This is a genomic window from Pseudarthrobacter defluvii (assembly GCF_030816725.1).
Lineage (GTDB): Bacteria > Actinomycetota > Actinomycetes > Actinomycetales > Micrococcaceae > Arthrobacter > Arthrobacter defluvii_A.
In genome coordinates, this window is sequence record NZ_JAUSYG010000001.1 from 4,526,527 (window position 1) to 4,553,002 (window position 26,476).

General features: G+C 64.4%; 24 protein-coding genes and 2 pseudogenes. 5 read left to right on the top strand and 21 right to left on the bottom strand.

Annotated features, from left to right (window positions below; genetic code table 11):
* Window positions 1–35 precede the first annotated feature (35 nt).
* The 11 genes and pseudogenes from QF031_RS21165 to QF031_RS21215 form a co-directional block, all read right to left on the bottom strand.
* Window positions 36–671, bottom strand: coding sequence for a DedA family protein (locus QF031_RS21165; protein WP_307432918.1), 636 nt, complete (start codon window positions 669–671; stop codon window positions 36–38).
* 10 nt (window positions 672–681) lie between these two features.
* Complete coding sequence (locus QF031_RS21170; protein ID WP_307432920.1) at window positions 682–1,440, bottom strand: phosphatase PAP2 family protein; 759 nt, start codon at window positions 1,438–1,440, stop codon at window positions 682–684.
* Window positions 1,441–1,526: 86 nt separating this feature from the next.
* The gene (locus tag QF031_RS21175) at window positions 1,527–2,402 is read right to left on the bottom strand and encodes a type I restriction-modification enzyme R subunit C-terminal domain-containing protein (RefSeq protein ID WP_307432923.1); all 876 of its coding nucleotides are present in this window, start codon (window positions 2,400–2,402) and stop codon (window positions 1,527–1,529) included.
* A complete protein-coding gene (locus QF031_RS21180) occupies window positions 2,356–4,941 on the bottom strand; it encodes a DEAD/DEAH box helicase family protein (protein ID WP_307432926.1) in 2,586 nt (861 codons plus the stop codon). Before QF031_RS21180 ends, QF031_RS21175 begins: the two co-directional genes overlap by 47 nt.
* An 86-nt stretch (window positions 4,942–5,027) precedes the next feature.
* On the bottom strand, window positions 5,028–5,615 hold the full coding sequence (locus QF031_RS21185; RefSeq protein ID WP_307432928.1) for a hypothetical protein: 588 nt from the start codon (window positions 5,613–5,615) through the stop codon (window positions 5,028–5,030).
* Window positions 5,616–5,688: 73 nt separating this feature from the next.
* Window positions 5,689–6,627: a restriction endonuclease gene (locus tag QF031_RS21190; protein ID WP_307432930.1), complete on the bottom strand. Its 939-nt coding sequence runs from the start codon at window positions 6,625–6,627 to the stop codon at window positions 5,689–5,691.
* A complete protein-coding gene (locus QF031_RS21195; RefSeq protein WP_307432933.1) occupies window positions 6,627–7,760 on the bottom strand; it encodes a restriction endonuclease subunit S in 1,134 nt (377 codons plus the stop codon). Before QF031_RS21195 ends, QF031_RS21190 begins: the two co-directional genes overlap by 1 nt.
* Window positions 7,757–8,830, bottom strand: a complete 1,074-nt coding sequence (locus QF031_RS21200; protein WP_307432935.1) for an HsdM family class I SAM-dependent methyltransferase — start codon at window positions 8,828–8,830, stop codon at window positions 7,757–7,759. The genes QF031_RS21195 and QF031_RS21200 overlap by 4 nt, the downstream gene beginning before the upstream one ends.
* 39 nt (window positions 8,831–8,869) lie before the next feature.
* Window positions 8,870–10,017 (bottom strand): IS3 family transposase gene (locus QF031_RS21205; RefSeq protein ID WP_307422438.1). Its coding sequence is split into 2 segments (ribosomal slippage): window positions 8,870–9,744 and window positions 9,744–10,017, totalling 1,149 coding nucleotides; the frame shifts between segments, so codons are not numbered across the junction.
* Window positions 10,018–10,096: 79 nt separating this feature from the next.
* Window positions 10,097–10,974, bottom strand: a pseudogene (locus QF031_RS21210) (IS3 family transposase); the annotation flags it as partial.
* Window positions 10,884–11,471, bottom strand: a complete 588-nt coding sequence (locus QF031_RS21215) for a type I restriction-modification system subunit M N-terminal domain-containing protein (protein WP_307432939.1) — start codon at window positions 11,469–11,471, stop codon at window positions 10,884–10,886. The gene QF031_RS21215 and the pseudogene QF031_RS21210, both read right to left, overlap by 91 nt.
* Window positions 11,472–11,590: 119 nt before the next feature.
* Here QF031_RS21215 and QF031_RS21220 point away from each other — a divergent pair, with 119 nt between their 5' ends.
* Window positions 11,591–12,841 carry a hypothetical protein gene (locus QF031_RS21220; protein ID WP_307432942.1) on the top strand — a complete coding sequence of 417 codons (1,251 nt, stop codon included), beginning with the start codon at window positions 11,591–11,593 and terminating at the stop codon, window positions 12,839–12,841.
* 37 nt (window positions 12,842–12,878) lie between these two features.
* On the opposite strand, the gene QF031_RS21225 is transcribed toward QF031_RS21220, so the two are convergent.
* Both QF031_RS21225 and QF031_RS21230 read right to left on the bottom strand, forming a co-directional pair.
* Window positions 12,879–13,496, bottom strand: a complete 618-nt coding sequence (locus QF031_RS21225; RefSeq protein WP_307432945.1) for a uracil-DNA glycosylase — start codon at window positions 13,494–13,496, stop codon at window positions 12,879–12,881.
* Between the two features lie 87 nt (window positions 13,497–13,583).
* The gene (locus tag QF031_RS21230) at window positions 13,584–14,963 is read right to left on the bottom strand and encodes an HNH endonuclease (protein WP_307432948.1); all 1,380 of its coding nucleotides are present in this window, start codon (window positions 14,961–14,963) and stop codon (window positions 13,584–13,586) included.
* A gap of 101 nt (window positions 14,964–15,064) precedes the next feature.
* Here QF031_RS21230 and QF031_RS21235 point away from each other — a divergent pair, with 101 nt between their 5' ends.
* Window positions 15,065–15,589 (top strand): hypothetical protein, encoded by a 525-nt coding sequence (locus QF031_RS21235; RefSeq protein WP_307432951.1) that lies wholly within the window; start codon window positions 15,065–15,067, stop codon window positions 15,587–15,589.
* Between the two features lie 18 nt (window positions 15,590–15,607).
* Here the strand turns inward: QF031_RS21235 and QF031_RS21240 are convergent, their stop codons facing one another.
* The 5 genes from QF031_RS21240 to QF031_RS21260 all read right to left on the bottom strand — a co-directional run bounded on the left by QF031_RS21240 (window position 15,608) and on the right by QF031_RS21260 (window position 19,834).
* Complete coding sequence (locus QF031_RS21240; protein WP_236800214.1) at window positions 15,608–15,991, bottom strand: RNA-binding S4 domain-containing protein; 384 nt, start codon at window positions 15,989–15,991, stop codon at window positions 15,608–15,610.
* 54 nt (window positions 15,992–16,045) lie between these two features.
* Entirely contained in the window at window positions 16,046–17,170 is a 1,125-nt protein-coding gene (locus QF031_RS21245; protein ID WP_307432954.1) for a sulfite oxidase, read from the bottom strand.
* A 90-nt stretch (window positions 17,171–17,260) separates the two neighbouring features.
* Complete coding sequence (locus tag QF031_RS21250; RefSeq protein WP_307432957.1) at window positions 17,261–18,139, bottom strand: SDR family oxidoreductase; 879 nt, start codon at window positions 18,137–18,139, stop codon at window positions 17,261–17,263.
* Window positions 18,140–19,144, bottom strand: coding sequence for an aldo/keto reductase family protein (locus QF031_RS21255; protein ID WP_307432959.1), 1,005 nt, complete (start codon window positions 19,142–19,144; stop codon window positions 18,140–18,142).
* Window positions 19,145–19,183: 39 nt separating this feature from the next.
* Complete coding sequence (locus QF031_RS21260; protein WP_307432962.1) at window positions 19,184–19,834, bottom strand: hypothetical protein; 651 nt, start codon at window positions 19,832–19,834, stop codon at window positions 19,184–19,186.
* A gap of 193 nt (window positions 19,835–20,027) precedes the next feature.
* Between QF031_RS21260 and QF031_RS21265 the strand changes: the two genes are divergently transcribed.
* A complete protein-coding gene (locus QF031_RS21265) occupies window positions 20,028–20,396 on the top strand; it encodes a YchJ family protein (RefSeq protein WP_307433570.1) in 369 nt (122 codons plus the stop codon).
* Here the strand turns inward: QF031_RS21265 and QF031_RS21270 are convergent, their stop codons facing one another.
* From QF031_RS21270 to QF031_RS21280, 3 genes are all read right to left on the bottom strand, one after another.
* Window positions 20,397–21,269: a TIGR04086 family membrane protein gene (locus QF031_RS21270; RefSeq protein ID WP_307432965.1), complete on the bottom strand. Its 873-nt coding sequence runs from the start codon at window positions 21,267–21,269 to the stop codon at window positions 20,397–20,399.
* Window positions 21,270–21,333: 64 nt separating this feature from the next.
* Window positions 21,334–23,334, bottom strand: a complete 2,001-nt coding sequence (locus QF031_RS21275; protein WP_307432968.1) for an acyl-CoA dehydrogenase family protein — start codon at window positions 23,332–23,334, stop codon at window positions 21,334–21,336.
* 61 nt (window positions 23,335–23,395) lie between these two features.
* On the bottom strand, window positions 23,396–23,698 hold the full coding sequence (locus QF031_RS21280; protein WP_307432970.1) for a hypothetical protein: 303 nt from the start codon (window positions 23,696–23,698) through the stop codon (window positions 23,396–23,398).
* Window positions 23,699–23,968: 270 nt separating this feature from the next.
* Here QF031_RS21280 and QF031_RS21285 point away from each other — a divergent pair, with 270 nt between their 5' ends.
* Both QF031_RS21285 and QF031_RS21290 read left to right on the top strand, forming a co-directional pair.
* The gene (locus QF031_RS21285) at window positions 23,969–25,426 is read left to right on the top strand and encodes a DUF3375 family protein (RefSeq protein ID WP_307432974.1); all 1,458 of its coding nucleotides are present in this window, start codon (window positions 23,969–23,971) and stop codon (window positions 25,424–25,426) included.
* Window positions 25,419–26,246, top strand: a pseudogene (locus tag QF031_RS21290) (DUF4194 domain-containing protein); the annotation flags it as partial. The gene QF031_RS21285 and the pseudogene QF031_RS21290, both read left to right, overlap by 8 nt.
* Between the last annotated feature and the right edge of the window lie 230 nt (window positions 26,247–26,476).

The following is a 26,476-nucleotide window of genomic DNA, read 5'->3' on the forward strand; positions in this document are numbered from 1 at the left end:
ATATGGCACTGGTCACAGTGGCTGTCAAACTCTCCCTAGTCCTGCCGCTGGCCTGCGGCGCGCCGCCGCTGCTGCCGCCGTCGTGAGCGGACGTGCCAGGCGATGAGGGCCGCCACTGCCACCACGGCGATGACGACGGCGAGGTCCCGCCCCACAGCCTGGGCTACGGCTTCATAGGAATTGCCGGCCAGGAAACCCAGCAGGACGAAGCCGATGCCCCAGGCAAGGCCGCCTGCGGCGTTGTAGGCAAGGAACCGGCCGTAGGGCATGCGGGACGTGCCGGCCAAGGCGGGCATGACGGCGCGGAAGAAGGCGGTGAAGCGGCCCAGGAACACGGCGGACCCGCCCTTGCGGCGCAGGAAGTCCTGCGCGCTGTCCAGCCTGCCCGAGTGGCGGGACAGCGCCTTGGTTTTCATCAGCCGGGTTCCCAGGTGCTTGCCCACTTCGTAGCCCACGCTGTCGCCAGTGACGGCGGCGCCCACCACCAGGGCCATCATCGTTCCCAGCTGCACTTCGCCCCGGCTGGCCACCACGCCGCCAAGGACGGCGGCTGTTTCGCCGGGGATCACGAAACCGATGAACAGTGCGTCCTCGGCGAAGACCAGGCAGAAGACGGCGATGTACGCCACAACCGGGCTGACGTTGAGGAGGCCGTCGATGAAGCCGGTCATGGCAATTTCTTTAGGCCTGGGGAACGGGGACGGGACCGAGCTTTGCCAGGAACGGCACCCGGGCCAGCAGCGCCAGGCCGAAGCGGTTCCACAGGCCGGTCAGGAATGCGGCCCCTGTGGCTGCTGTGAGGAAGGACGCGGTGACGTCGGTGGGGTAGTGCACGCCGAGGTAGACGCGCGAGAATGCGACGACGACCGGCACGACGATTCCGAGGACGGCCGCGGGCCGTTGCCACCGGGTCCCGCGCGCCAGCAGGAAGAGGGCGATGGCCAGCGCGGAGGCCAGCGCCACGTGGCCGCTCGGGAAGCTGTCCGTGCCCGGTTCGGGGATCAGGGGGTTGAACAGGGCGGTGGAGTCGGGGCGGTGCCGCGCCACCAGTACCTTGAACAGTTCGCTGCTCACCCAGCCGCCGGCAGCCACCAGTCCTGTCGCGACCGCGTTTACGGGGCTGCGGCGGACCAACAGCAGGTAGAGGCACAGGGCTGCGATCATCAGGACGCCGCCTGCCGGGCTGAACACCGCATTGATGACCATGGCCACGCCCGTGAGGGGTGCTGTGTGGTCATGGCTGAGTTCTGCGTCCACGGACATGTCCGCCGACGTCAGGGCGGGGATGAACCGCAGCGCCATACCGGCCGCCACGATGAGGACTGCCATGAGGAGGGGCACTGCAATCCAGTGGCGCAACTGGGGGAGGGCTGCCATGCGCACGGCCGCGGCCTCCGCGGGGGACGCTGCCTGGGGCGGGCGGTTGGTGTGGGACGTCAAGGTTCAGCCTGGTTCTTTCGCCGGTAAAGGTACCTACGAGTATGCCCACGTACTCCTGAAAAATCCCTGACAGTGTGGGCTTCCGCCTACCCGGCCTGAACTACTCGTGCCCGCCCTTCGATGTCCCTGAGAATGCTGAACAACTGGACAACCTTCTCGTCCCCGAACAGGACGTCAGGCCCCGAGGGTGCCAGTTCGTTGTAGGGGGAATCGAAGAGTGCCGACGGCGGCACCCTCCCGTTGTCCACAAGGTGGTTCGTCAGGACCTGCAGGAAGTCGAGCTGCTGTGATGTCAGGGTTGTCCCGGCTACGAAGCCTTCCAGAGCTTCCTGCACTGCATCGCGGTCCAGGCCAACAAGGCACCGCACGTAGAGCCCGAGTCCGTCGGCAGCTGCACGGTTGAGGTCCTCGGGGGAGCCCAGACCGCTCTCGAGGAGGATCCTCTCGAGCTCGGAGAGGTCCAAAGCGGTAAGCTGCCTATTCCGGCGGAGGCGCTGGATGGAGGCATGCTCCTGATACTGGTGGAGGTACTGGCGGATCTTGTCGCGGTACCGGGCCAGATCCACATGCCCGTTGCTGGCACCGGTGAGCTCAATCTCTTCCAGCTCCCCCAGTTCATCCTGGAAGTTGGTGTAGACAACGTTCCGGCGGCGCTTTTCGATAAGGTGCACCAATTCCCGCAGCTTGAGCCGGATCTCCTCCAGCCATTCCACCGACACCGAGTTCCACTCTTCGTCGTCGAGGACTCCTTCGATCAGTTGGAGTTGCGCGGCGATGGCCGGAACGTTTGGCTGGTCCTGCAGGGCGGCGGCAACTGCCTGGACCTTGGTCCGGAGGGGTCCCAGTGATTTGCCCTGGAGCGACGCGAGTTCGGTTTGCAGCATGAGGAAGTCAAACCGCTTGGCCTCCTCGGTATCAGGTAGGGTGCCAATAGAAGCGAGCCTGGCGATGCGCGTTTCCAACGCCTCGAAGTCTTCGACATCCAGTGCATCCCATGCTGCGGGCTCCGCGAACCTGTCCACCCCATTTGCGTGCCGGCTTCACCAGGAAGTTGTCGCGGGGGAGCCGGTCAACCGTGTGCTGCAGGGACTTCCTCAGGTCCATCACGAAGGGGACGTTCGTGTCCCAGGTGAGGTCCGCCGTCGTCCGCAGAAGCTGGACTCGCGTGGCGAAGGTGCTTTCGGCCAGGGACCTGTCAACTGACCCCTCATTGCCGGCCATGCCCGCATTGAAGAACTCCGCGTTGCGGCACAGGTCGAAGATGAAGAAGTCTTCCTTGTCCTCGCCGGGGCCATAGAGGTTGGGGCAAAGCCGGGTGCCGCGCCCCACCATCTGCCAGAACTTGGTTTTGGACCGGACCATCTTAAAGAAGACAAGGTTGACGGCCTCCGGAACGTCTATGCCGGTGTCCAGCATGTCCACGGAAATCGCGATGTGGGGATTATTTTCCCGCTGTGAGAAATCGTCGATCAGGTTCTGAGCGTAGTTCACCTGATGAGTTATCACCCTCGCGAAGTGGCCCTTCAAATGCGGGTAGTTCTTGTCGAAACGATCCTCGATGAATTGGGCGTGGAGATTGTTCTTGGCGAAGATGATGGTCTTTCCCAAGCGGTCCCCGCCGGCGACTTTGTGGCCGTGCGTCATGAGGACTTCCAGCGCCTTGTCCACGGTGTCGGCGTTAAAGAGCCAGGAGTTCAGGGCGTTGGCGTCCACCGAGTCAGGGATTTCACCCTCTTCATCCCATTCGACTTCGTCCCAGTGCTCCTTTTCGGCTTCCGGAAGGTCATCGTAGGAGATCCCTTCATAGGGGAACTTCAGCGGGACCGGAACCACGCGTGGAGGAACGAGGTACCCCGCATCAATGGCCTCGTTCAGTTCATAGGCGAAGGTGGGAACGTTGTCTTCGATCCCAAAAAGACTGTAAGTGTTCCGGTCCACTTCCGACTGGGGTGTCGCCGTGAGGCCGACCAGAAGCGAGTCGAAGTAGCTGAAAATGGCCCGGTACTTCTGGTAAACGGACCGGTGCGCCTCGTCCACCACTATGAGGTCGTAATGGCCAATGCCGAACTTCCGCTTGCCCAGCTTTCCCTCGGTCTGGTTGATGAGGTTCATCATCGTCGGGTACGTGGCCACATGGATCCGGCTGTCGGCGTCCTCGCCGGCGCCCAGGATGACCGGTCCGGAGCCGGGCAGATGCGTTTTGAACGCGTTGGCGGCCTGTTTCACCAAGGCAACGCGGTCAGCCAGGAACAGGACGCGCTTGGCCCAGTTCGCCTCCTGCAGCAGCTTCGCCAGCGCGACGACGGTACGCGTCTTGCCAGTGCCCGTTGCCATGACAACCAGGGCTTTTCGCTCACAGTTCTTCTCGTAGGCCTCGGTCACAGCGCGAATGGCGTTGTGCTGGTACGGACGCTCCACGATGGCGTCATCAATTTGCTGCTCGGCCAGCGGCTTCCGCGTCTGCCTGCGGTTGATGAACAACTGCAGCTGGTCGCGGGTGTGGAAGCCCTGGACCGGCCGCTCCGGGTACATGGTGTCGTCCCAGATCCAGGTCTCATAGCCGGACGTGTAGTAGATGACGGGCCTGCGGCCGTACCGCCGTTCCAGGCAGTCCGCGTAGAGCTTGGCCTGCTGCTTCCCGATATGCGGATCCTTGGTGGTCCGCTTCGCCTCTACCACCGCGAGCGGCAGGCCGTCTGCGCCCCACAGGACGTAGTCCACGTAGCCGGTGCCGGTCAGCGTCCCGTTGGACGTGGGCATGGTGTCGACTTTGAACTCGCGGTCTTCCACGTTGTCCAGCGGCCAGCCGGCCTCGTGGAGATCCAGATCGATCAGGTGTCGGCGCGTCAGCGCTTCGTCGTAGTCGTGGCGGTCCGGGACGGCCTGGTTCTGCTTCTTGGCCTCGGCTACCTCGGCCTGGAGCTGCGCCAGCTGGGCAGCAAGGCTTGCGGACTCGGCTGCGGCCTTGGCCAGCGCGTCGTCACGTGCCTTCAGCTGCGCTTCCAGCTCCTGCAGCTGCTCCGGCGACTGCTGCGGGGCTGCAGCCTTTGGCGCCGGAGCGAGATGTGCGGCGTCGAACGCCAGCGACGGCGGCAGCTGGCTGCCGTTCTTCGCGTAGTTCCTCGCAAGCCAGTAGCAGACGTGATGCAGTTCCCGAAGGACGAGTTCGGCACCCTGCAGCGTCGGAGAGACGGCATTGTGGACGGCGTTGTTTCCGGCTTTGCGGATGATGGTGAGCTTGTTGCCGATTGCGCTGCCGACGAGGTTCTTGAACCTGGGCTCGCTGAGCAGGGCGTTGAGGTCCTCCTTGTAGGGAAGAGCGAGTGCTGGCTCGACCTTGTACAGCCATTCGACGAGCCGCTCCACGGTGTACCGGGCGTAGAAAACCGAGGCGCGCGGGTCAAGCCGGGCAAACTGCTCAGAGCGGCGGGCCTGCTGTGCCAGGTCTGGCCAGTCTTCCAGCATGAAGCCAAAGTTGCTGTTCACTGTCGCTGCCCCCATGCAGCTTTCTCCGATCCCACGATGCGATGTCTGGCACTAGTCAACCATGGCGTGTGGCGCACTAAGTAAAGCTGCGGTGTCAGAGGTCAGGAAACGATCCTTGCCCCTGAGGCCAAGGGCTCTTCCTTATCGACGAGACGGACATCCTGCGCTTCGTTTTCGCGGAGAATGACGCCGCATAGCCATTCCACCAACCTGACCGGAGCAACGATGAGACCAGCAGTCACCGCGATGGCAGGGACAATACCGGATTCAACAATGCGCTGCCTGATGAGGCCTCCGCAGATGAGCACAACCGACACGGCAAGAGTAATGACGAGCATGTCGGCGCCCCGGGAGACGGACAGCGCGACAATAAACCAAAGCGTCGCAGATGAACGGCTTTGAAGTGCTTTCTGCCCCTGCAAAACAACAGCCAGGGCAGCAAACGTGACCAGCACGATGCAAGTGGCCGGTGTTAACCAGTCCCGCGCCGCAATCCAGGCCTGGCCAACATCGAACCAGGGAATCGGGGCCCCTAGATACTCCCTACTCATGGCCGACAGGACGATGAGTGGCGGTTTTCCGCCGCTCATTATGGCGACAATCGCTAATGCTGAAGCGGCAAAGGTATAGAGAGAATTGATACGCCCCTCGAACTTTTTGTCGAGCGCGGAAATAATATCAGAGATCATTCTGCCCCTGCCCTGGTTGTTTGAGGGCTCCAACCTATTAAACAGGTGCGACAAAGCTCCCCGCGGAGCGCAACTATTCGAAGAAGTCCTCGTCCAGCTCCACCACGTCGTAGGTCTGCTTGACCTGGACGCCCACCCGGTACTTGATCATGAGGCCTACCAACCGGGCGGCGTCGATCAGGATGATCCGGGAGGGAACGTTCTCTGCATACTGCCGTGCTCCGGAGGTGAAGGCACTGGTAGTGATAAAGACGCCCCGGGACGCGCCGACGCCGTGTAGAGCACCCACAAAAGCCTGGATGGTTTCGCGGCCCACCGTGTTGCCGTCGGCGTACCGTTTGGCCTGAACGTAGATCCGGTCGAGTCCGAGAGCGTCCTGATCTATGACCCCATCTACGCCACCGTCCCCGGTGCCACCGATGCGGCGGCCCCGCTGTTCGGCGCCGCCGTAGCCCATCTTCAGGAGCAGCTTGACCACTGCTTCTTCGAAAAAGTCGGGATGGCCCTCGCGGAGTCGGGCGAGCAGCGAGACGCCCACCTCCGCATGGATCCGGTTGATCCCGTCCTCGATCTGCTCGACAGGCTCCAGTTCTTCGGCCGCGACTTGGTCCGGGGCAGCTGGTTGCGTGGGGTCCGTCGGCTTTTCAGACTTGGGCCAGTGCTTCGCGAAGAGTTCGCGGGCTTGGCTGTAGTTGATGCCGCCTGGGTTCTCTTTGAGCCATCGGCGGCCCTCATCAGTGATGCAGTAGTGCCCCTTGGTGGGCCGGTCCATCCAGTTGGCCCGAATAACGTGGCTCAACACCCAGCCCATGCGCTGCTCGTACCTAAGTCCACCTGAATTGAGAGTCTCAAGGCGTGCCGACTCTGAAAGGCCGGCTTTGTCAGCGGCCTGATGAAACAGGTCCTTGCGGTGCAGAGTCCGCCCGTCCTCGAGCGCTTGCAGGACGGGAACAATAAGTGCGGGCCAAATTGGAACTTCCGTCACGAACGACTCAGGTGCTGGTTCTGACATCAGAGTTCCCCCTTGAAAGCGCGGTGTTGGAGTGAAGCGAACAGAGCGTCCAACTCGGCGAGGTGCTTGCGGTGCGCCTGCTTCAGGCGCTCGACGGCGGATACCTGCCCTGCGAATTCTTGCTGGCGTTCTAGGGAGACCTCAAAAACGTAGATTTTGCTAAGGCCGTCAGCCGTGAGTTTCTTGGTACCGTGCGCGGCTGTTTCCACAAGGCTTACTGCATGCCCGTGTTGGGCTTGCAGGCATGCCAACAGGAATTCCGGTTCGATAGGTTTGTAAGGCTGGATCGCCTTAAGATCTTGGTTGATCGTGGCCGGGCGGCGCAGCATCGCTACAGGAAACGAATGTGCCAGTATCATCCCGCGCACTACAAATACAACTGTTTTCGCTGGTAGCAGCTTCAACGAGGTGGTCTCAGTTACTTGTGGCGAGATGTGATCCTTGGAATTTTCCAAGAACGATTCCTTTATATCCTTGGGGCTGAACCAGGGGACATCACCCTCCCAGTTTTCAGGAGTCGCCTTGGAAGGAGTGCCCCCACTGTAGAGACGGCCGATCTCCGGCAGGGCTAACCGGGGAAGGTTCCGAGGATTGGTCACAGGGTCGCCGAACATTGCGTGGAAGATTGATTGGGTCAGGGCATCGAGGTGGGCAAGGGCCGCGCGGCGCTTAGTCCGGAGCTCATCGGCCTTGTCCAGGATCGCAGCAATCCGCCGCTGCTCGTCGAGCGGTGGAACTGGAAGTGGGAGTTCTGTGATGTCCGAGCGGTTGACCTGAAGAAACGTGGCCCCTTTTGCCTTGGCTCGAAGGGTAGGTTCGATATGACCCAACCAGTGCCAGAGGAAATTCCTGTCGAGCTGGGCTCCCGCGCGCAGCGCTGCTACGCCGCGACCCAAGCAATACTCGCCGTCGGACCAAACTTTGTCACCAATCGAGGCTCTGATGCTCAAGACCACATCACCAGCACGCGAAAGCTTGGTCGGTTGGCTGGTGTATTTTTTCGGTGAGAGCACGCCCCTGCTAAAGTCGCCTGCTCCCGCGATGAGAGGTACGCCTTGAGTGGCGGAGTAAGTATCCCCGCTTGGAGCCTGTCCCATAATGATCGAGCAGACTTCTCCGAGCGTCGAGTTCATTTGAGCAACTCCTGCAGTTCTGCCATGCCCTCGGCAATCTCGGCCTCGAGTCCGTTCAATGCAAGCAGAATCTCTTCCGGGTCCGCGTGCTCGATGTCCTCGTGCACGATCTCTTTGTACCGGTTCAGCGACAGGTCGTAGTCGTTCGCAGCGATCTCCGAAAGCGGCACACAGAATGACTGGTCGGTGCGCTCACGCTCAAGTTCCGCCGTCGTACGTTCGTTCCAGCGGGCGAGAGCGTCGGGGAGATCGGACGAACCCAGCGCTGTGCGCTTGTCGTCGAGGCTGAAGCCGTCGGACTTCACGTCGTAAAACCAGACATGATCCGTGCCGCCGGAGTTGGTCTTGGTGAAGAACAGGATGGCGGTGGAAACTCCTGCGTACGGCTTGAAGACGCCGGAGGGGAGCTTCACCACGGCGTCGAGCTTGTGCCCTTCGACGAGCGTCTTCCGCAGTGACTTGTGGGCGCCGGTAGAACCGAACAGCACGCCGTCGGGGACGATGACGGCCGCCCTACCTCCCGGCTTGAGCAGCTTGATGAAGAGCGCCAGGAACAGGAGTTCCGTCTTCTTCGTCTTGACGACCTTCAACAGGTCTTTGGCCACATTGTCGTAATCCAGGCTTCCAGCGAACGGCGGGTTGGCCAGGATGAGGTCGTACTTCTCCTCCTCATCGGCATGCAGGTCGGCCAGAGAATCGCGGTATGAGATATCAGGGTTTTCGACGCCGTGCAGCAGCATGTTCATCGAGCCGATGCGCAACATGGTTGAGTCGAAGTCATAACCGTGGAACTGCTGGTGGTGGAAGAACTTGCCGGTCTCCGCGTCGGTCAGCAGGCTGGGGTTGTTGTCCCGGAGGTACTGGCCGGCCTGCACTAGGAACCCGCAGGTGCCGGACGCCGGGTCGCAGATTGCCTCGAGCGGTTTGGGCGACGTCATGGCCACCATGAGATCAATGATGTGGCGGGGCGTCCTGAACTGACCGTTGGTACCCGCCGAGGCAAGCTTGGAGAGCATGTACTCGTACAGGTCACCCTTGGTGTCCTTGCGGTCCATGTTGATGCTGTCCACAATGTCCACCTGGTTGGACCCCCGTTAGCAGTCCAGCGCCTATGCGATAGCTAATTGGTTTTCTTGCGTCCAGTTTTCCCAGTAGCGCTTCGGCGTCATGCCGTTCAGGGATCCATGGGGCCGTTCATGATTGTAGATAGCTTTCCATTCGTCGGCCAAATACTTGGCTTCGGCCATGGTGTCCATGATTTCTCCGGAGAGTTGTTCCCTTCTGAACTGGGCGTTGAAGGACTCGATGAAGCCGTTCTGCCAGGGTGATCCCGGGTCAATGAAGGCGGTATCCACGCCGGCGGTGTTGCACCACTCAATCAGTGCGGCGGCGGTGAATTCGGGCCCGTTGTCACACCTCACGTAGGTCGGGGCGGTGCCGGTCTCGGCGATGATGTTCTCCAACACAGCGACCACGTCGGCGGCCTTGAACGACCGGCGCGGAATGACCGCCAGCGCCGTGCGGGTGTATTCGTCGATGACGTTAAAGAACCGGATGTGCCGTCCGCAAGAGGTCACATCGGACTGGAAGTCGAAACTGACCACATGCATCGGGTACTGGGCAGTTAGGCGCTTCTGTTCACCGGCGCCGGGCCCGGTCCGGCGCTTCTTCCTCGCCCGGGGTTTACAGACCAGGCCTTCATCGCGCCAGAGCCGTCGCACCCGCTTCCTGTTCAGCACCACGCCGTCCCACTCAGGCTGAGCCAGCAGGTGCCAGCGCACCTTCCGCCAGCCCCACGCGGGGTGCTGCCCGGCGACGGCGCGCAAGGCTGCACGGAGCCGGGCTTCCTCAAAGCCCATATCGGGCTTCTTCTTGCGGAACGCGGACCGGTTCTGCCCCAGCACCGCGCACGCGAAACGCTCGGACGCCCCGAACTTCTCCACCGCCATGCGCACGGCACGACGGCGGGGTTCGGGGCTCAGAATTTTCCCTTGGCCACCTCGTTCAGGATGTCGATGGCCAGTTCCTTCTCCGCCAGCAGCCGCTTAAGCCGGGCGTTCTCTTTCTCCAGCTCCTTGGTCCGTTTGGACGCCTCGGCGTTCTTCTCGGACCCGTACTGGTTCAACCACCGATACCAGGTCGCCTCGGTAACCTGGAGCTCCTTGATTACCTCGACCATCGGGCGCCCGTCATTGAGCATCTTCTGGCCCTGCCGGACCTTGGCGATGACCTGCTCAGGGGTGTGTCTGCGTGCCATGATTCGTGAATTTCCTCCTGCGTCCATTCTCGGACACGAAACTCACACAAACACTGGACTTCTATCTGGGGACCCAACCAAGTGCGGCGGCGGTGAATTCGGGCCCGTTGTCACACCTCACGTAGGTCGGGGCGGTGCCGGTCTCGGCGATGATGTTCTCCAACACAGCGACCACGTCGGCGGCCTTGAACGACCGGCGCGGAATGACCGCCAGCGCCGTGCGGGTGTATTCGTCGATGACGTTAAAGAACCGGATGTGCCGTCCGCAAGAGGTCACATCGGACTGGAAGTCGAAACTGACCACATGCATCGGGTACTGGGCAGTTAGGCGCTTCTGTTCACCGGCGCCGGGCCCGGTCCGGCGCTTCTTCCTCGCCCGGGGTTTACAGACCAGGCCTTCATCGCGCCAGAGCCGTCGCACCCGCTTCCTGTTCAGCACCACGCCGTCCCACTCAGGCTGAGCCAGCAGGTGCCAGCGCACCTTCCGCCAGCCCCACGCGGGGTGCTGCCCGGCGACGGCGCGCAAGGCTGCACGGAGCCGGGCTTCCTCAAAGCCCATATCGGGCTTCTTCTTGCGGAACGCGGACCGGTTCTGCCCCAGCACCGCGCACGCGAAACGCTCGGACGCCCCGAACTTCTCCACCGCCATGCGCACGGCACGACGGCGGGGTTCGGGGCTCAGAATTTTCCCTTGGCCACCTCGTTCAGGATGTCGATGGCCAGTTCCTTCTCCGCCAGCAGCCGCTTAAGCCGGGCGTTCTCTTTCTCCAGCTCCTTGGTCCGTTTGGACGCCTCGGCGTTCTTCTCGGACCCGTACTGGTTCAACCACCGATACCAGGTCGCCTCGGTAACCTGGAGCTCCTTGATTACCTCGACCATCGGGCGCCCGTCATTGAGCATCTTCTGGCCCTGCCGGACCTTGGCGATGACCTGCTCAGGGGTGTGTCTGCGTGCCATGATTCGTGAATTTCCTCCTGCGTCCATTCTCGGACACGAAACTCACACAAACACTGGACTTCTATCTGGGGACCCAACCACACCACCTGCTTCAAGACGCCGGCGTTCGGAATCTTGAACTGCGCGTCCTTCATGTGGTTGCTGTAGGTTGAATCCTCGCCATTCGACTGCTTGGGCAGTTCGTTACGAAGGAACGGGAAGATGCTCTGGGAGAAGACGGTGAACATCTCGGACTGGGAGAAGTCCTTGAACTTGGACCAGCGTAGGTCCGAGTAGGGGCGGCCTTGCGGGTCCAGCCCGTCGGGGAACACCGCGTTCTGCAGGGGCTGGCCCAGCAGGTTGGCGCGCTTCTCTTCGCGCGTGTGGTTCTCGTCGAGGCGCTTCAGGAACAGCAGGTACGTGATCTGCTCGATGACTTCCAAGGGGTTGGAGATTCCGCCGCTCCAGAACGTATTCCAGACCTTGTCTACTTGGGACTTGATTTCACCTGTGATCACCCGTGTGAGTTTAGTGCGTGATGGGACATCCCAGATGTAAGGAGTGGCAGCCCCTACTTCGATCTAAAGCCCAACGTGGCGTCAGTGCTCTGTCTGTGGGGTGTGTGAAGATGGCCACTATGAATGATGTGAACCCGGACCTTGCCCTCTACGTCGAGGGCGAGTCCGCCCTGGTAGCAGGGTCACCTGACGCCATCGCCGAGCTCTTCCGGAAGCTTGATGTGCCGCCCGAATCAACGGCAAAGGTCGGGACGGCCATCACCGAAATGCTGGCCGCTGCCGGCGGGCTTCTAAGCATCGTGGGGCAGGGAGCAGTAAGTGGCAACTCTTTCCAGATGACCCCTGAGTCCTACGCGAAGTACTTGGAGTTGGCCGGTTCCACCAAAGAGGCGTTCGGCATCGTCAGCGGCGTCCTTCGCCAGTCCGACGGGACTATCGACACCGTGGTGCAGTTGGTGAAATCCTCTCCGGCGGGCCTTCCCGCCGGGCCCAACCCAGCGATGTTGGCAGCCGCGGTAGCTATTCGAGCTGCTATCCACAGCTTGGAAGTGCAGCTCGAAGCAATCGATGTGAAGCTCGATACGGTGCTTCGGGACACCCGGAATGAAGCGCTGGGCAACATCCAGGGGACGACTTATATTTTGGACAAGGCCTTTGGGTACTTTGAAGAAACCGGAGAGTTGACGGCCACACTGTGGGACCAGGTGGCAGGACAGGCTGCAGCCTTATCGCAAATGCACGCCGTCGCGCTCAACCATATAGATGCGCTCGCGGATGGCTTGAGTGCCAAGAGCTTCGGCAAGCGGTTGGACGGTGCAAAGAGTGCTGCGTCCGGCGAACTCCAGCACTGGCTAATCATTACAGCGGTTGCTCTGACGAATATGGTCCGGATGGATTCACTCGAGATTGTTCATGGGGCCAAGGCAGAATCCACAGGCGCGCACGCCCGCCACGTGGAGCGGGCGAGGGAACGCCGGCTAGAGCTCACGCGGTCTAAAGTGCAGAAATTGGCCGATGCTGCCGCGAAAGCGGCGAAGGTGGACGCACTGACTCGCGTGGCGAATCCCTTCGAGCTGCCCAAATTCTATGATTCCTTATCGGAAACCCAGCGGCTTCTCATGGTGTTCTCTGAGGCTTATGGCATGCCGGCGACGGAGGCATTGGAGCGCAAGGAATGGCATACGTCGCTTCTCGATCTAGGACAGGCCGCCGGAAGCGCAGTGACGGGAGTCGTTGGTGCTGCGGCTGGCACTGTGGCCGCCGCACCAAAGGCCATAGCCCACGGCGTGGAGGACGGCATCCTGCAGGTTGCCCAGGGCATAGAGCAACGCCGCAAGAGCACCGACCCGGACGACAGCTTGAAGTCCTAAATCTGCCGGTTTCTGAATGGGAAGGGCAGCGGGCGGATCAGAGGTGCTGGATGCCTGCCCGCTGCATCGCGTCCCGGTAGGTCTCGACGTTCTTGGCGAGGAGTTCTTCCTGCTTGGCCTCAGAAACAGCAAAGGCCCTGCCGCCAAGGGCGGAGGCCTTGTAGATCTTGATGCCGGCATTCTTCAGTGACGAGTGGTAGGTCTTCTCGAACAGCGTCAGGAAGGTGGATGCGTCGGTACCATGAGCGATGATGGCCGAAACCCGGGAGTTGATTTTGAGGAACTGCCGGAACGGGCGAAGACCGTCGGTTTTCTCCTGGACACTAAGTGCCGAGGGACTGCCGCTTTCCCGGATCCAGGGGTAGGCGTTCCAGGGCATAACGTAACGGGGGTCAAGCTCAGCAAGCTCGTAAATCTGGGTGGCGCGGCGGGCCGCTTCGTCATCGTTGTTGTGCGAGACGAATCCGGACTCGGTCCCCTTGCCGGGGCTGGCCTGGAGGCTGATGATCCTGCACTCATCTTCGTCGTGCACGGGGTCGATGTAGGGGACGATGGAATCGGGCTTCTTTTCCATCAATTCATCGCAAAGCTGCGTTACCTTCGCGATGTTCGGTTCCTGTAGCAGGGCCTTTTTTTCGTCCCAATCAATCGTCACGATTTCTCCCTTACCAGCGAGGCGTCCAGATTCAGGCGTCCTATGTCACTCTACGCTTCCCCCGGGAGTGGTGCGCACACCGAATTTTCAGGGCGCTCCAGACCGCACCTGCGTTGCCGCGCTCGGCTTCCGAAGGTGGCTTGTCCTTGTGCCGGGAAGTGGTGGCGCGGTGGAGTGGTAGGTGTGGCCGGTTGGGGTGGCAGTTGCGACCGTATGGCGTCGCCCGGGGATTTGTTTGGCGGTCCAGCCGGCGGTTTCTTTGGTGTGGTTGCAGGTTTCGCAGAGGCCCTGACCGTTTCCGGCGGTGGTGGGTCCGCCGTCATGCCAGGCGGTGATGTGGTCGTTGTGCCTGATCGGGGCGTCGCAGTACGGTGTCCGGCAGGTTTCGTCCCGGATCTGGAGGAACCGCTTCAGGCCGGCCGGGAAGAACCGGGCTTTGGAGTCCAGCGCCACGAGCTCGCCGGTGGCGGGGGCCGTGTAGAGCCGGCGGACCCAGAGAGTGAGGTCGTTGTCAGCAGTGCCGGTGAGGGCGAGTTCCCTTGCGACTGCTGCGGGGACGGTGCCGTAGCCGGGGAGCCGGGCGGGTTCGGCGTCGGCCTGAAGGAGGGCGCGGTCGGTCATGACAAGTTGGATCTCCACCCCGCTGATGCCGCCGGGGGTGCCGGTGACGCGTTCGACGAGGATGTCGGCCATGACCTGCCCCCGCGACCTCTCATCCCCGGCCGAGCGGGCGCTGTCGGCGTCACGCGCCAGCGAGGCGTAAGCGGCGACACCTTGGGCAACTGGCAGGAGGGCGGTCAGGTAGGTCATGGTGTCCGGGGCCGCGCGCAGGCTCACGCACCGCTCACCGACGGCCCGGGCGGTGCGTTTAGCGACCGAGGCGGGGTCCCGCCGGTACGCAGCGGCCCGGACGGCGGCAATGATGGCCCTGTCTCCCATGCCGTCCAAAGCGCCCATATCGGCGGCGAGTTCCTCATCCACCCCGGCCCGGTCCCCGGGGGAAAGGCAAATGGTTTCCTTCACGACCAGCGTCACCCGCCACTCATTCAACAAACCGCTTCGAAACGCTGCGACGGTGTGCGGCATCCCGGTGAGGGTCTTGGCCAGGCCCAGCAGCCGTGAACCCCTCGCCGGGGACTCCCGGCGGGCCAACGCGATCTGTGCAGCGACCCCGGCACCCCGCTCCTCGGCCGGGACCCCGGCGGCGGCCTGCTCACCCCGCTGCTGAAGATCAAAGGCCACAGTGGCATCAGCCTGCCGGGTGCCGGCCAGTGATTTCAGGTCCTCCAGCCCACGAATTTGGTCGATCATCCCCGCACCGTCGCGGGCCAGGGGAACGCAGGCGAGGAGCTTCAGGACGTCGTCAATGGAAGGCGCCGCAGGCGGGCATGGAATGGCATCAACAGCAGGGAGCCCGGCACGCCGCACCGTCCGTTGTATTCCCGCCGATTCCAAAACCGCTTCCATGACCAAAGTCTTCCACCAGGGTCTGACAGTGGCAGGCACCCAAAACCCCTATGTGGAAAACGGAATGCAGCACCGGTCCCGGGCATGCTGTTCAATGGATTATGCAGTTCACCAGGAAGGGCCTGAAGGCGGAAGGCTTCGCCGGGTTCCGGCCTATCCGAACCCTTGAAGCCATGAGAATTCCGCAGGGAACAGGCCTCTTCGCCGTCGTCGCTCCGGACGATTTCCAGCCGCGCTTTCTCCCGAAAAGCACCGCGGGCGTCTTCAAGAAGAAGGACCCATCCCTCCCCGCAGCCCCGTTGGCCGCCGAGTGGGTGGATCGTGCCGTGGTTCTCTACGTGGGAAAGGCCGGACCCGGAAGCCAAGGCAACCGGGGGCTGCGGCGGCAGGTCAAGGAATTCGTCGACTTCGGGCAGGGAAGGCCTCCCGGGCACTGGGACGGGCGGTTGATCTGGCAGCTTGCCGACGCCGGGTCATTGGCTATTGCGTGGAAAGAACTTCCAGCGGACCAACTGAACGGCGCAGAGGCGGCGTACCACGCCGCTTTCGTGGAGGAGTTCGGCCGGTTGCCCTTCGCTAACCTCGCCCAGGCGCGCACCAAGGCGCGCACCAAGGCGGGTGCCTGACGCCGGCAGGCGCGACGGTCAGGCTGGTCCGCGCAGCCGCTCCATCTCGCGGCGGTCCTTCTTGGTGGGCCGCCCCGCCCCCCGGTCCCGTTGGGGCAGGCCAAGCGCCGGCAGGACCGGCCGCGGGGGAGTGTGGTCGGTAAAGCAGTGCGACGCAGCCTCGGCCCCCACGCGCTTGGCGATCAGCCGCCGCACCTCAAGGATGCGTTCATATCCCGGCATGCGGACGGTGACCGTATCGCCGGTGACCAGGGTGGCCGAGGCCTTGGAAGGGTTCCCATTGAGGCGGACATGCCCCGCCCGGCAGGCGGCGGTTGCGGCGGACCTGGTCTTATAGGCGCGGACGGCCCACAGCCAGGCATCGATGCGGACACTGGCGGGGGAGGAAGGCAGGCTTGTCATGGTTGGCACCGAGTATAGACCCGGGCTGCACCGCCCAAGGCAGTAAAACCGGTTTCACTCCACGGTCACCAGCACCCGCTGCACCACGTTGTTGCCCATCCCCTGGAAGTTCCAGTTCTGCTCCAGGGGCTGGGCGGCACCGGTGATGTCCGTGGCGCGGCAGGACAGGACGTGCTCGCCGGGGTTGGCTACCCAGGGCAGGCTCCACCTCCGCCAGGCGTACCCACCGGCCGGCTTGTCCAGATGGGCAGGCAGCCACGTGCCGTCAATACCCACCTCGACGGCGGTCACGGCACCTTCCCCGGACCACGCCCTGCCTTCCAGCATGACCGGGCCCGCGCGCAGGAACCGCTCCCGGGTGAAGAAGTCCGGGACTCCCGGCGGGACCATCAGCGAACGCACCCGGATCCGGGAAACCGGGCTGCCGCCGTCGTCCGCGGAGCTCTGGTAGCGGTAGGCGACGGCCTGCTGGTACCCGGCGAAGGGTGCCTTCACTACCTCGGTGGACTCCAGCCACTTCACACTGGCCATCCCGTACCAGCCCGGCACCACCAGCCGCAGCGGGTAGCCATGCTGCGGCGGCAGATCAGCGCCGTTCATTTTGTAGGCAAGGACGACGTCGGGACGCAGGGCTTCACGGATCGGCAGGCTGCGCGCGTAGCTCTGGGGGACGCCGCCCTGCACCCCGGCATCGGCGCCGGTGAAAACGACCTCGACGGCGTCCGGCAGAACCCCCGCCTTGCCCAGGAGATAGGCCAGCGGCACCCCGGTCCAGTGCGCTGTGCCTACTGCCTCAAGGACCCAGGGCTGGCTGGGCGGCCGAGGCTCCAGAAGTGACCTGCCGTTGCCTGCGCACTCCAGGGTGACGGGCACGGTGATGGCCGGATCCCTGCGGAGGGCTGCCATGCCCAGCTCCAGGGCGCGTTCCACCGCCCCGCCGATCCGCAGGTGCCATGACGAGCCGTCGAGATCCGGAATGTCGAAGTGGGTGAGGACGTAGTGCAGTCCCGGGGGCGTGACCTCGCGGCGGAGGGCCTCCAGCGGCATGGAATGGTTCCGGGCGGCGAGCTGCAGTTCCTCCCGGGTAAGCGGGCCGGACGTAGGCTGCGCGGCCGGGGACGGGGCCAGCGGGGTGACCGCCGACGGCTCCCGGGTGGACTGCTGGTTGATGTAACTCATGGCGGTGCGATTCTGCTTGGCGGACTGGGGCGCCCCCGGCACAAACAGGTCTACGCCGCGCCCGCCGGCCCGTCAACGGGGTTTACCCAGCTACAGCACCGGCCGTGTCAGGAACTCGGCAAGGCTGATGGGGTCCTGGCCGGTCAGCCCGTGGACGTCCGGTGAGAGCCCCGACATCTCACCCGCCGCCATCGCCGTGTAGGTGCTGACCCAGGCATCCAGCTGCCACTGCGGGGCGCCGTAGGAGGCCCGTGACGCGTAGGCTTCCTCCACCGTTTCCGGCTGGTAGCGCACCGTCCGCCCGGTCCCGCCGCTCAGCACCCCGGCCGCCTGTGCCATGGTCAGTTCCTCCGGGCCGGTCAGGTTGTAGGTCTTGCCCTTGTGGATGGCAGGGTCGCGGAGCACAGCGTGGGCGGAGCGGGCAATGTCCTCCCGCGCCACCCCCGAGAACACCCCGTCGCCTGCAGGCCCGCGGATGACGCCGTCGTCACCGGTCATCAGCGGCAGGAAGTCGAGGTAAAAGTTGTCGCGAAGGAAGGTGTACTCCATTCCGGACGCCTTGATCCGCTCCTCCGTGGCGTAGTGGTCCCTGGCCAGGGTGAAGGTGGCATCCGGCGCCGCCCCATAGAAGGAGGTGTACACCACGTGCTCCACCCCGGCCTTTGCAGCGGCATCCACGAACGCATAATGCTGCTGCAGCCTGTCCTCCGCCTCGGCGGCAGACACCATGAACAGGACCTTGGCACCCTCCAAGGCATGAGTGGAGGTAGCGCCATCCCCGTAGGAACACACCAGAGCATGCGCACCGTCCAGCTGCGGGGCCCGTGCGGCATCCCGCACCAGCAGGCGCTGGGCGAAACCGGACGCGGCAAGCTGCCGTGACACCATTCCGCCCAGGCCGCCGGTGGACCCGGTGACCGCCAGGTCCGGCAGCTCCGGCAGCTCCGGCAGTTCCGACGGGGACGCCACTTACGCTTCCCGCGTGGCCGGCGACTTGGTCTGCGCGGGGTCCCGTTCCGCGAGGCCGCCGATGGCGTCGTCGATCCGCTTGAGGACCTCCGCCTCAAGCTTCACGCCGGCGGCGCCCACGCTGTCGGCAATCTGCTCCGGCCGGGAGGCGCCCACGATGGCGGACGCCACGTTGGGATTCTGCAGCACCCAGGCAACGGCCAGCTGCGGCATGCTCAGCCCTGCCTCCTGGGCAATCGGCTTCAGTTCCTGCACGCCGGCCAGGACGTCGTCGCGCATCCACCGCTGGATCATTTTGGCGCCACCCTTTTCGTCCGTGGCGCGGCTGCCCTCGGGGGCGGGCTGGCCGGGCTGGTACTTGCCGCTGAGGACGCCCTGGGCCATGGGTGACCAGACGATCTGGGACACGCCAAGCTCTTCCGACGCCGGGACCACCTCGGCTTCGATCACGCGCCACAGCATGGAGTACTGCGGCTGGTTGGAGATGAGCTGGAAGCCCAGTTCCTTGGACAGCTTGTGGCCCTCGCGGAGCTGCTCCGCGGTCCACTCGCTCACACCGATGTACAGCGCCTTGCCCTGCCGGACGATGTCCGCGAACGCCTGCATGGTCTCTTCCAGCGGTGTCTCGAAGTCGTAGCGGTGGGCCTGGTACAGGTCCACGTAGTCCGTCTGGAGCCTGCGCAGGGACCCGTTGATGGATTCCATGATGTGCTTGCGGGAAAGGCCAAGATCGTTTTTGCCCTTGGGCCCGGTGGGGCCGAAGACTTTGGTGAAGATTTCCAGGGACTCGCGGCGCTCGTCCTTCAGGGCCTCGCCCAGGACGGTTTCCGCTGCGGTGTTGGCGTAGACGTCTGCTGTGTCGAAGGTGCTGATGCCGGCATCGAGGGCGGCACGCACGCATTGGGTGGCGACGTCGTTCTCCACCTGCGAGCCGTGGGTCAGCCAGTTGCCGAACGTGATTTCCGAGACTTTGAAGCCGCTGTTTCCGAGGTATCTGAATTCCATGTGTTCACGCTAACCCAGATGGTTGCTCAGGGTAAGGGCTTAGCCGTTCTCCTTGGACTGCTCCTTGAGCACCTGTGGCGGTCCGGCCAGCGAAACGAGGGACCCGGTATCGAGCGGCGGCACCGGATGCAGGGGCTGGGGCTTCTTGAATGAGCGCGGCATTTCGTGCGGCGGGCGGTGGTTGTGCAGGGCTGACTCCACCAGCGGGGCCACTTCGGAGACCTTGTCCGCGGGGACGGCCGGGTCCGGAAGGTCGCGCACCGAGAGCTTGATTTCCGGCGCGGCGGCCCGGGCCCTGGCCTTGGCGCGCTTGTCAGCCTCGGCAACGGCGGAGGCCCAGTCCTCGGCAAGGGCCGGGGGTTCGGGACGGGCGGCGGCAAGTTTGGGATGGCGTACGACGGCGGTGCGGAGCGACTCCTTCAGCCGGTCCGGCTTCAGTACGGGGGCCCGTTCCCGGAGCGGCTTGCGGGGCTCGGCCTGGCTGGTTGGCACGTTGGCGAAACCGGCGGAGCGGGTCCTGCCGGGAACGCGGCCGAAGAGGGCCATCAGCACGATGGTTGCCAGCCGGCCCAGGCCCGCGAGGACCAGGGTGATGACGCCCAGCAGGAAGAGAACTCCGAACATCAGGAGAGCCACGCCCACTGTCCCCAGGAAGGTCAGGTTGAGGACGAGAGTGTCCGGGTTCCCCATGCCGTCTCTCCTCTCTGCCTGCGTCCTGGGCCCGCGCCCGGCCAACAGTGCCGGGCGGAAGCTCCTTCTCCACCATACGGATTTTTGGCCTGCCATGCCGCCGTGGACCGCGCCACGCCCGGGGTTGTAGCGAAGCTGTTACCGGATGTGACAGCATCGCCGGGTGACCCACTCAGTTGAACCCGCAAACTGCATGTGCCTGTCCGGGGAGCCGTACACCGAGTGCTGTGGCCGGTTCCATTCGGGACGCGCCCAGGCGGCGACAGCGGAGCAGCTCATGCGGTCCCGCTACGGTGCGTTTGTCCGCCTGGATGAGGATTACCTGCTACGCACGCACCACCCCTCCACCGCACCGGCCGGTCTTGACCTCGACCCCACCATGGAGTGGCGCCGGCTGGACATCGTGGCCACCAGCAACGGAGGCCCGTTCGATACTGCCGGCACTGTCGAGTTCAAGGCCTACTACCGGCACGGCAGGGAACGCGGCGTACTGCACGAGAACAGCAGGTTCGTCCGCGAGGACGGCCGGTGGCTCTATGTGGACGGCGACATCCTCCCCTGACTACTCGTCGTCGTCGTAAAACTCGCTGTCCGGGGTGAAGCCAGCACGGTCAACCTTGCGGTGGAACCGCATGCCCGCCAGGCCGCCGAGGACAGCACCGATGAGGGCCACCACTGCCACCACGACCGCGGCGATGATGCTGGTGGTGGTCAGCTGTCCTTCGTTAATGGGGATGCGCGGGAAGCTGTTCAGGTTGGCCAGGACGTTGAACTGCTGTCCTGCCACCATGCCCAGGATGGCTACCACGATGGCCGCGATCAGCGCCCACACCCACACCATGAGGCCCTGCTTGGCGCCGTTGAAGCGCGCCATCCGGCCGGCCACGTAGCCGCCGCTGTAGTAGGAAACGAACAGGATCACCAGCAGGACGATGATGCCCACCAGTCCAACTGTGCCACTGTTCTGCGCGGCCTGGTTCACGGCCTCGTTGACGTCGGTGTTGCTGGCAAGTCCCACGGCGGTCCCGGCGGCTGCCACCAGTGCGGTCAGCAGTACGGCCATGCCCGTGGCGGTCAGCCAGCCAAAGAACGCCGAACCCACCTTGATGCCGCCGAACCGCTCCTTCTGGCGGGCGACGACGGTTTCCCGATCTGCCAGCGCAGGGTTCACCACAGGGGTGGCAGCGGTGGGAGCGGGTTGGTACTCGCGCTCCGCTGTGGGCGGGGCAGCCTCGTACGACCGTTCCGCCCGGAGGTCCGCGGCGCGGTCCCGATCGGTAGTGCGGTCCCGAGCCACTGAGCGGGCCGGCGCCTGGTCCATCGCGCGCGTGGCGGCGTCATCCGCGGCGCCCGCGCGGTAACTTCCGTTGCGGGTGGTTTCATCCTCCCGGGCGTGGCGGGGCGGCAGGTTCTCTGGGTTCGTTGAGCTGCTCATGGTTCAACTCAACCACCCGGCCAAGCCCATAGCAAGCGTGCTTACTATTTTGTGACCTGCGGTTTTACCGGTATTTCCGGTGCAGGTCCTGCTTCCTGGACGGGCCCGGTGAGGCATCGGCGATCCAAGGCCCCGTGCCTTCGGACTGGTCCAGGACTCCGGCCTCAAGCCACGTGTAGTCCCCGTCGAGGACCCTGCGCGTCAGTTCCCGGTCGGCGTCGTCCGTGTTGCGCCACAGCTGGTCGAAGTACTCGTCCACCCGCACCCTTGCCTGCTCGCAGTAGGCATCGGCGAGCTCATAGGCGCTGGCCGCCTTGTCAGGGGACGTCCTGAGGAGCATCTCGGCACGCGAGCAGCACGCGGTCATGGCGAAAAGTTCAGCGCCGATGTCCACCACGCGGCCCAGGAACGCCTGCTTCCGCTCCAGCTTGGCCTGCCACCGGCCCATGCCATAGAAGGTTTGCCTCGCCAGCCGCCGCGACGAGCGTTCAACGAAGCGGAGGTGCCTGGCCAGCCTGCCGAATTCACTGTAGGAGCGGGGATCCATGCCGGCACCGGCCACCAGCTTGGGCAGCCACTTTGCGTAAAAGCTGGAAGCCCCGACGGCGGCCTTCGCTTTGTCGGCCAGGCTCGCATCCAGGGACGCAAGGTCACCCGCGGCGGCCAGGTGCGCGTCCACCGCTTCCCGGGCGATCAGCAGCCGCATGATCTCGGAAGAGCCCTCAAAGATCCTGTTAATACGGAGGTCCCGCAGCTGCTGCTCGGCCGGTACGGCACGTTCACCGCGCGCAGCCAGCGACTCGGCCGTCTCGAAGCCGCGGCCACCCCGGATCTGGACCAGCTCGTCAGCTATCGTGCAGCTGATCTCCGTGGCCCAAAGCTTGGCGAGCGCCGCTTCGATCCTGACATCCTTCTGCCCTGCGTCGGCAAGCTCTGCGGAAAGTTCAAAGACGGCATCCAGGGCGAAGGCAGAGGCGGCGATGAAGGCGATCTTCTTCCCCACCGCCTCATGCTCGCCCACCGGCCTGCCCCACTGGGTGCGGGCGTTGGACCACTCGCGGGCAATCTTCAGGCTCCAGCGCCCCGACGCGACGCAGAGCGCAGGCAGTGCCAGCCGGCCGGTGTTGAGCGTGGTCAGCGCGATCTTCAGGCCCTGGCCCTCGCGGCCCAGCCGGTTGGCGGCCGGTACCCGCACCTGGTGGAAGCGGGTTACACCGTTCTCGATGCCGCGCAGACCCATGAAGGCGTTGCGGTTTTCCACCGTGATCCCGGGCGAGTCCATCTCCACCACGAACGCACTGATGCCGCCCTTGTGTCTGGTGCCGTCCTGATCGGTGTGTGCCGGGACCACCGCCATGACCACCACCAGTTCGGCGATCACCCCGTTGGTGGTCCAAAGCTTTACGCCGTCCAAAAGGTACGCGTCGCCGTCGTCCGTTGGCGTTGCCGTGCTGCCCAGCCGGGCGGGGTCGCTGCCCACGTCCGGTTCGGTGAGGAGGAACGCGGTGATGGCGCCGGCGGCACAGCGGGGCAGGTACTCGCGCTTCTGTTCCGGCGTGCCAAACACCTTGACCGGCTCCGGGACGCCGATGGACTGGTGGGCGGAGATGAGCGCGCCCAGGCTGGGGTGCACGCTGCCCAGCAGCGCCAGGGCCCGGCCGTAGTACACCAGGGACAGGCCCAGCCCGCCGTACTCCTCCGGGATCTTCATGCCAAAGACGCCCCGGTCCGCGAGGCCCCTGATGTAGTCGTCGGGAATCTTTGCTTCCCGTTCGATCACGCTGCCGTCCATGGTGCGGGCGTACTCCTTGAGGCGGGCCATGAACTCCTCGCCCCGTTCCACAGAGGCAGGATCCGCGGCAGGCCAGGGGTGGACCAGGTCCAGGTCGAAGCTGCCAAGGTACAGGCCCTTGGCGAAGCTGGGACGGTCCCATCCGGATTCCCGGGCTGCTTCGGCGACGGCCCGGGCATCTTCTGCGGTGGCCCCGGCGCCGATCTTGCCGGCCGGGACGGGGGTCTCTTCAGCCGGGGCATCCTTGGCCTGGCTGTCAGTGGCGGAGGTCATGGGTTATCTCCTTGGCCGGATGGCCGGTGTAGCCATGGATCCGCCGGGGTTGGAGAACCCTTCAGCTGTCCCTCAAGATTACCCGCGGGTAGGTTCCGGTGCTAGGGGACGTTTGGCCCTGGAAATCTCCGGGCAGGTCCACTGCGGAGGCGCGGTGGACCAGTTTGTCCCAGCCGGAATTGATGCCGTGCACCACCGCCATCAGAGTGTTGACCACCACCACCCAGGTCAGTTTGCCTGCCCCCAGCAGCGCCAAGGCAAGCAGCCCCGCCGTGAGGACGAATGCGGCCAGGACCGCGCCGAAAACCAGTGTCCCGATGAAGACCAACGTGGCTGTTTCCACTGAGCTTAAATCGAACTGCATGAATCCCCCTGCTGCAACATTGCTATGCGAAAGACTGTGTGGCGAAGACCAGTAGCAGCAGAGTAGGGGCATTTCTACGGAGCCAGCCAGAGCGGCGTGGGTCAGAAGTGACTGTTGATACGGGATTGAAACACTACCGGCAGGTAGGTCACGGAGCGGTCGCGGCGGGCTGCGTTAACCTTGTAGTTGGCAGTTTTCCGGTCCGACCCGTTCGGAGCGCCCTGCCCAGCCCCCGGAACAGTCCAACAGCCAACAGCCCAAGGAGAGTGTGTGCCCCGCTCCGCCAGGTCATCCGCTGACGCCATCAGCGCCCGGCTCCGGGACCTCGAACTCCTCACCAAGGGCCCGGCCTGGGCCCTGACGCGTTCGGCGCCGTGGGTGATCGCGGTGCTGCAGGCTTCCTTTACCCGCACCCGGCCGCAGGTGCCGCTTGAGGAATTCCATGCCGACGTCGACACCTTCCTTGAGGAGCTCCGGCGCCAGGATCCGGGGCTGGGGGGAGGGGCCAACGGGAAGGCCTTTGGCGATGAGTGGACCCGGCGGCAGTTCCTGACCCGCCGGAACCAGTCAGGCCAGATTGTTTATGAGGCCACCGAGCCTGCCGCCCGTGTGCTCGCCTTCCTGGACAGTCTTTCCAGCGAGCGGTCCACCCTGAATGGTTCCCGCCTGGGCACCCTGCTGGGGGATGTGGAAAAGCTCGCCAATGAAACCAACCCGGACCAAAGCGCCCGCCTCGAGGCCCTTGAGGAGGAAATTGAGGAGCGCCAGCAGCTGATCGAGGACATCAGCACCGGCGAGTTCGACGGCCTGCTCGACGACGACGAAGCCGTGGAAGCCGCCGGGAACATCCTGGACCTGGCGGCAAGCCTGCCTGCCGACTACAAGAAGATGCGTGACCGGATAGAGGAACTGGTGGGCGAACTCCGCAACCAGATCATCGAGGAGTCCCTGACCAAGGGCGCCACTATGGCGCAGGTCCTCGAGGCGGACAAGCGGCTGCGCCAGAGCCCCGAGGGCAGGACGTTCCGCTCCTTTACGGCATTCCTTGAGGACCCGCAGCAGCAGCTGAGGTTCCGGTCGGCCATCGGGGAGGTGCTGAGCCGGCAGTTCGCGGATGACCTTTCACCCGAGGACCGGGAGACGCTGAAGAACCTGGTGGCAGAGCTCCGCCAGCAGCACAGCCAGATCCAGCGCATCTACGGCAAGCTCAGCGAAAGCCTCAACACCTACGTCCAGAGCGACGACTTCCGCCAGTCAGTCCGGCTGCGGCAGGTCCTGCGCGAAGCCGAGCAGGCCATCCGTTCCCTCCCGTACGAGCGCGAACGCCCTGGCCTGGTTCCCGGACCGGTCCTGTACAACGCCGGATTCGAGTCCCTGTCCATGGTGAAGCTCTTCGATCCCGACGAGTTCGCCGCCCCGCCCCGCCTGGCCGATCCCATCGCCTTCACGGATTCGGACCGGGTGCGCTCGCCGCGGACGGGCAAGGCCAAACCGGCGGTGGTCCGGGCGGCACTGGCCGGCGCCGCGACCCTTGCCGATGCCTGGCAGCAGCTGCCGCCCGAGGAGCAGCACATCAACTCCATCCGTGCCCTGTTGTCGGAGGCCCTGCATGCCGGGGCGGACTTCGACCGCGGTGCCTGGGATGGCCTGGACTTCGAACAGATAGACGGCTCCACCCGCAGGGCCTACCTGCCGGTGGTCACGCTCGCAAAGGATTCAGATGACTGAGGTTTCACACGACAACGTGCTTGACGAGGCGGAGGACCTCCAGCCTGAAGCCGCGCCCGTCCCGGCGCCGGCGGCTGAGCGCCCCTTCACCGTTTCCCCGCGCGACATCTATGTCGATGGCGCCGCCTTGTTCCCCGGTGACACCGGGGTCCTGTCCATGAAGGTGCGGCAGGCCCTGGTGAAGCTCCTCAAGGGCCCCTACATCGACGGCGGCCGGGACGAAAAGCTGTGGACGGTGCTGCTGGACAACCAGGTGATCCTGCGCAGCCGCCTTTCCGAGTTGTTCCTGACCCTGCAGCTGGACCATGAGCGGAAGATCGCCGTCCTTCGCCCGGTGGACCCGGAGGTGATCGGCGGCAGCACCCGCTCGAGCATCCTGCGCCAGCAGCGTGCCCTGAGCCGGGTGGAAACCATCGTGCTCCTCCGTTTGCGCCTGCTGCTGGACCGGCACGTCACGGCCCAGACGGACCCCACCATCACCCGAGAGGAAATCACAGACCTGGTGGCGCACTACCAGCCCGCCGGCCAGCAGGACGCCCTGCGCGACTCGGACGTGGTCACACGCGCCATCACCAAGCTCCTGGCCCGCCAGCTCCTGCTCCCCACCGGCCTGGATGACGTCTACACCATCTCCAACGCCCTGCCCCTGGCCCTGCCGTTCGAAAACATCGGCGACATCCCGGCCCACATCGAGGCCCTGGTAGCGGCCTCAGCAGACCCTGCGGGCACAGAAGCGATGCTGGACCTTGATGCCGAGACTTCCTCGAACGAGAACGAGAACGAGAACGAGGACGAGGACGGTGCGGGGGACGACGACGCCGATGCCGCCCCCGCCCCTTCGCCGGGCGACTCTGCTGCAAGCAGCGAGTCGCCCGGCTCCGACAGGCCCGATGCCACTCCCGGGGCGGCACCGGCGTCGTCGTCATCGGGTGCGCGGGTTGCGGGCACGAGCGGCGACACCGGGGACATGCGGCAGCGTGCGTCTAAGCGAGGAACGAGCGAGCACGCAGAGCATGTGTCCGGTGGTGCCGCGTTCGGCGAGCCGGCACC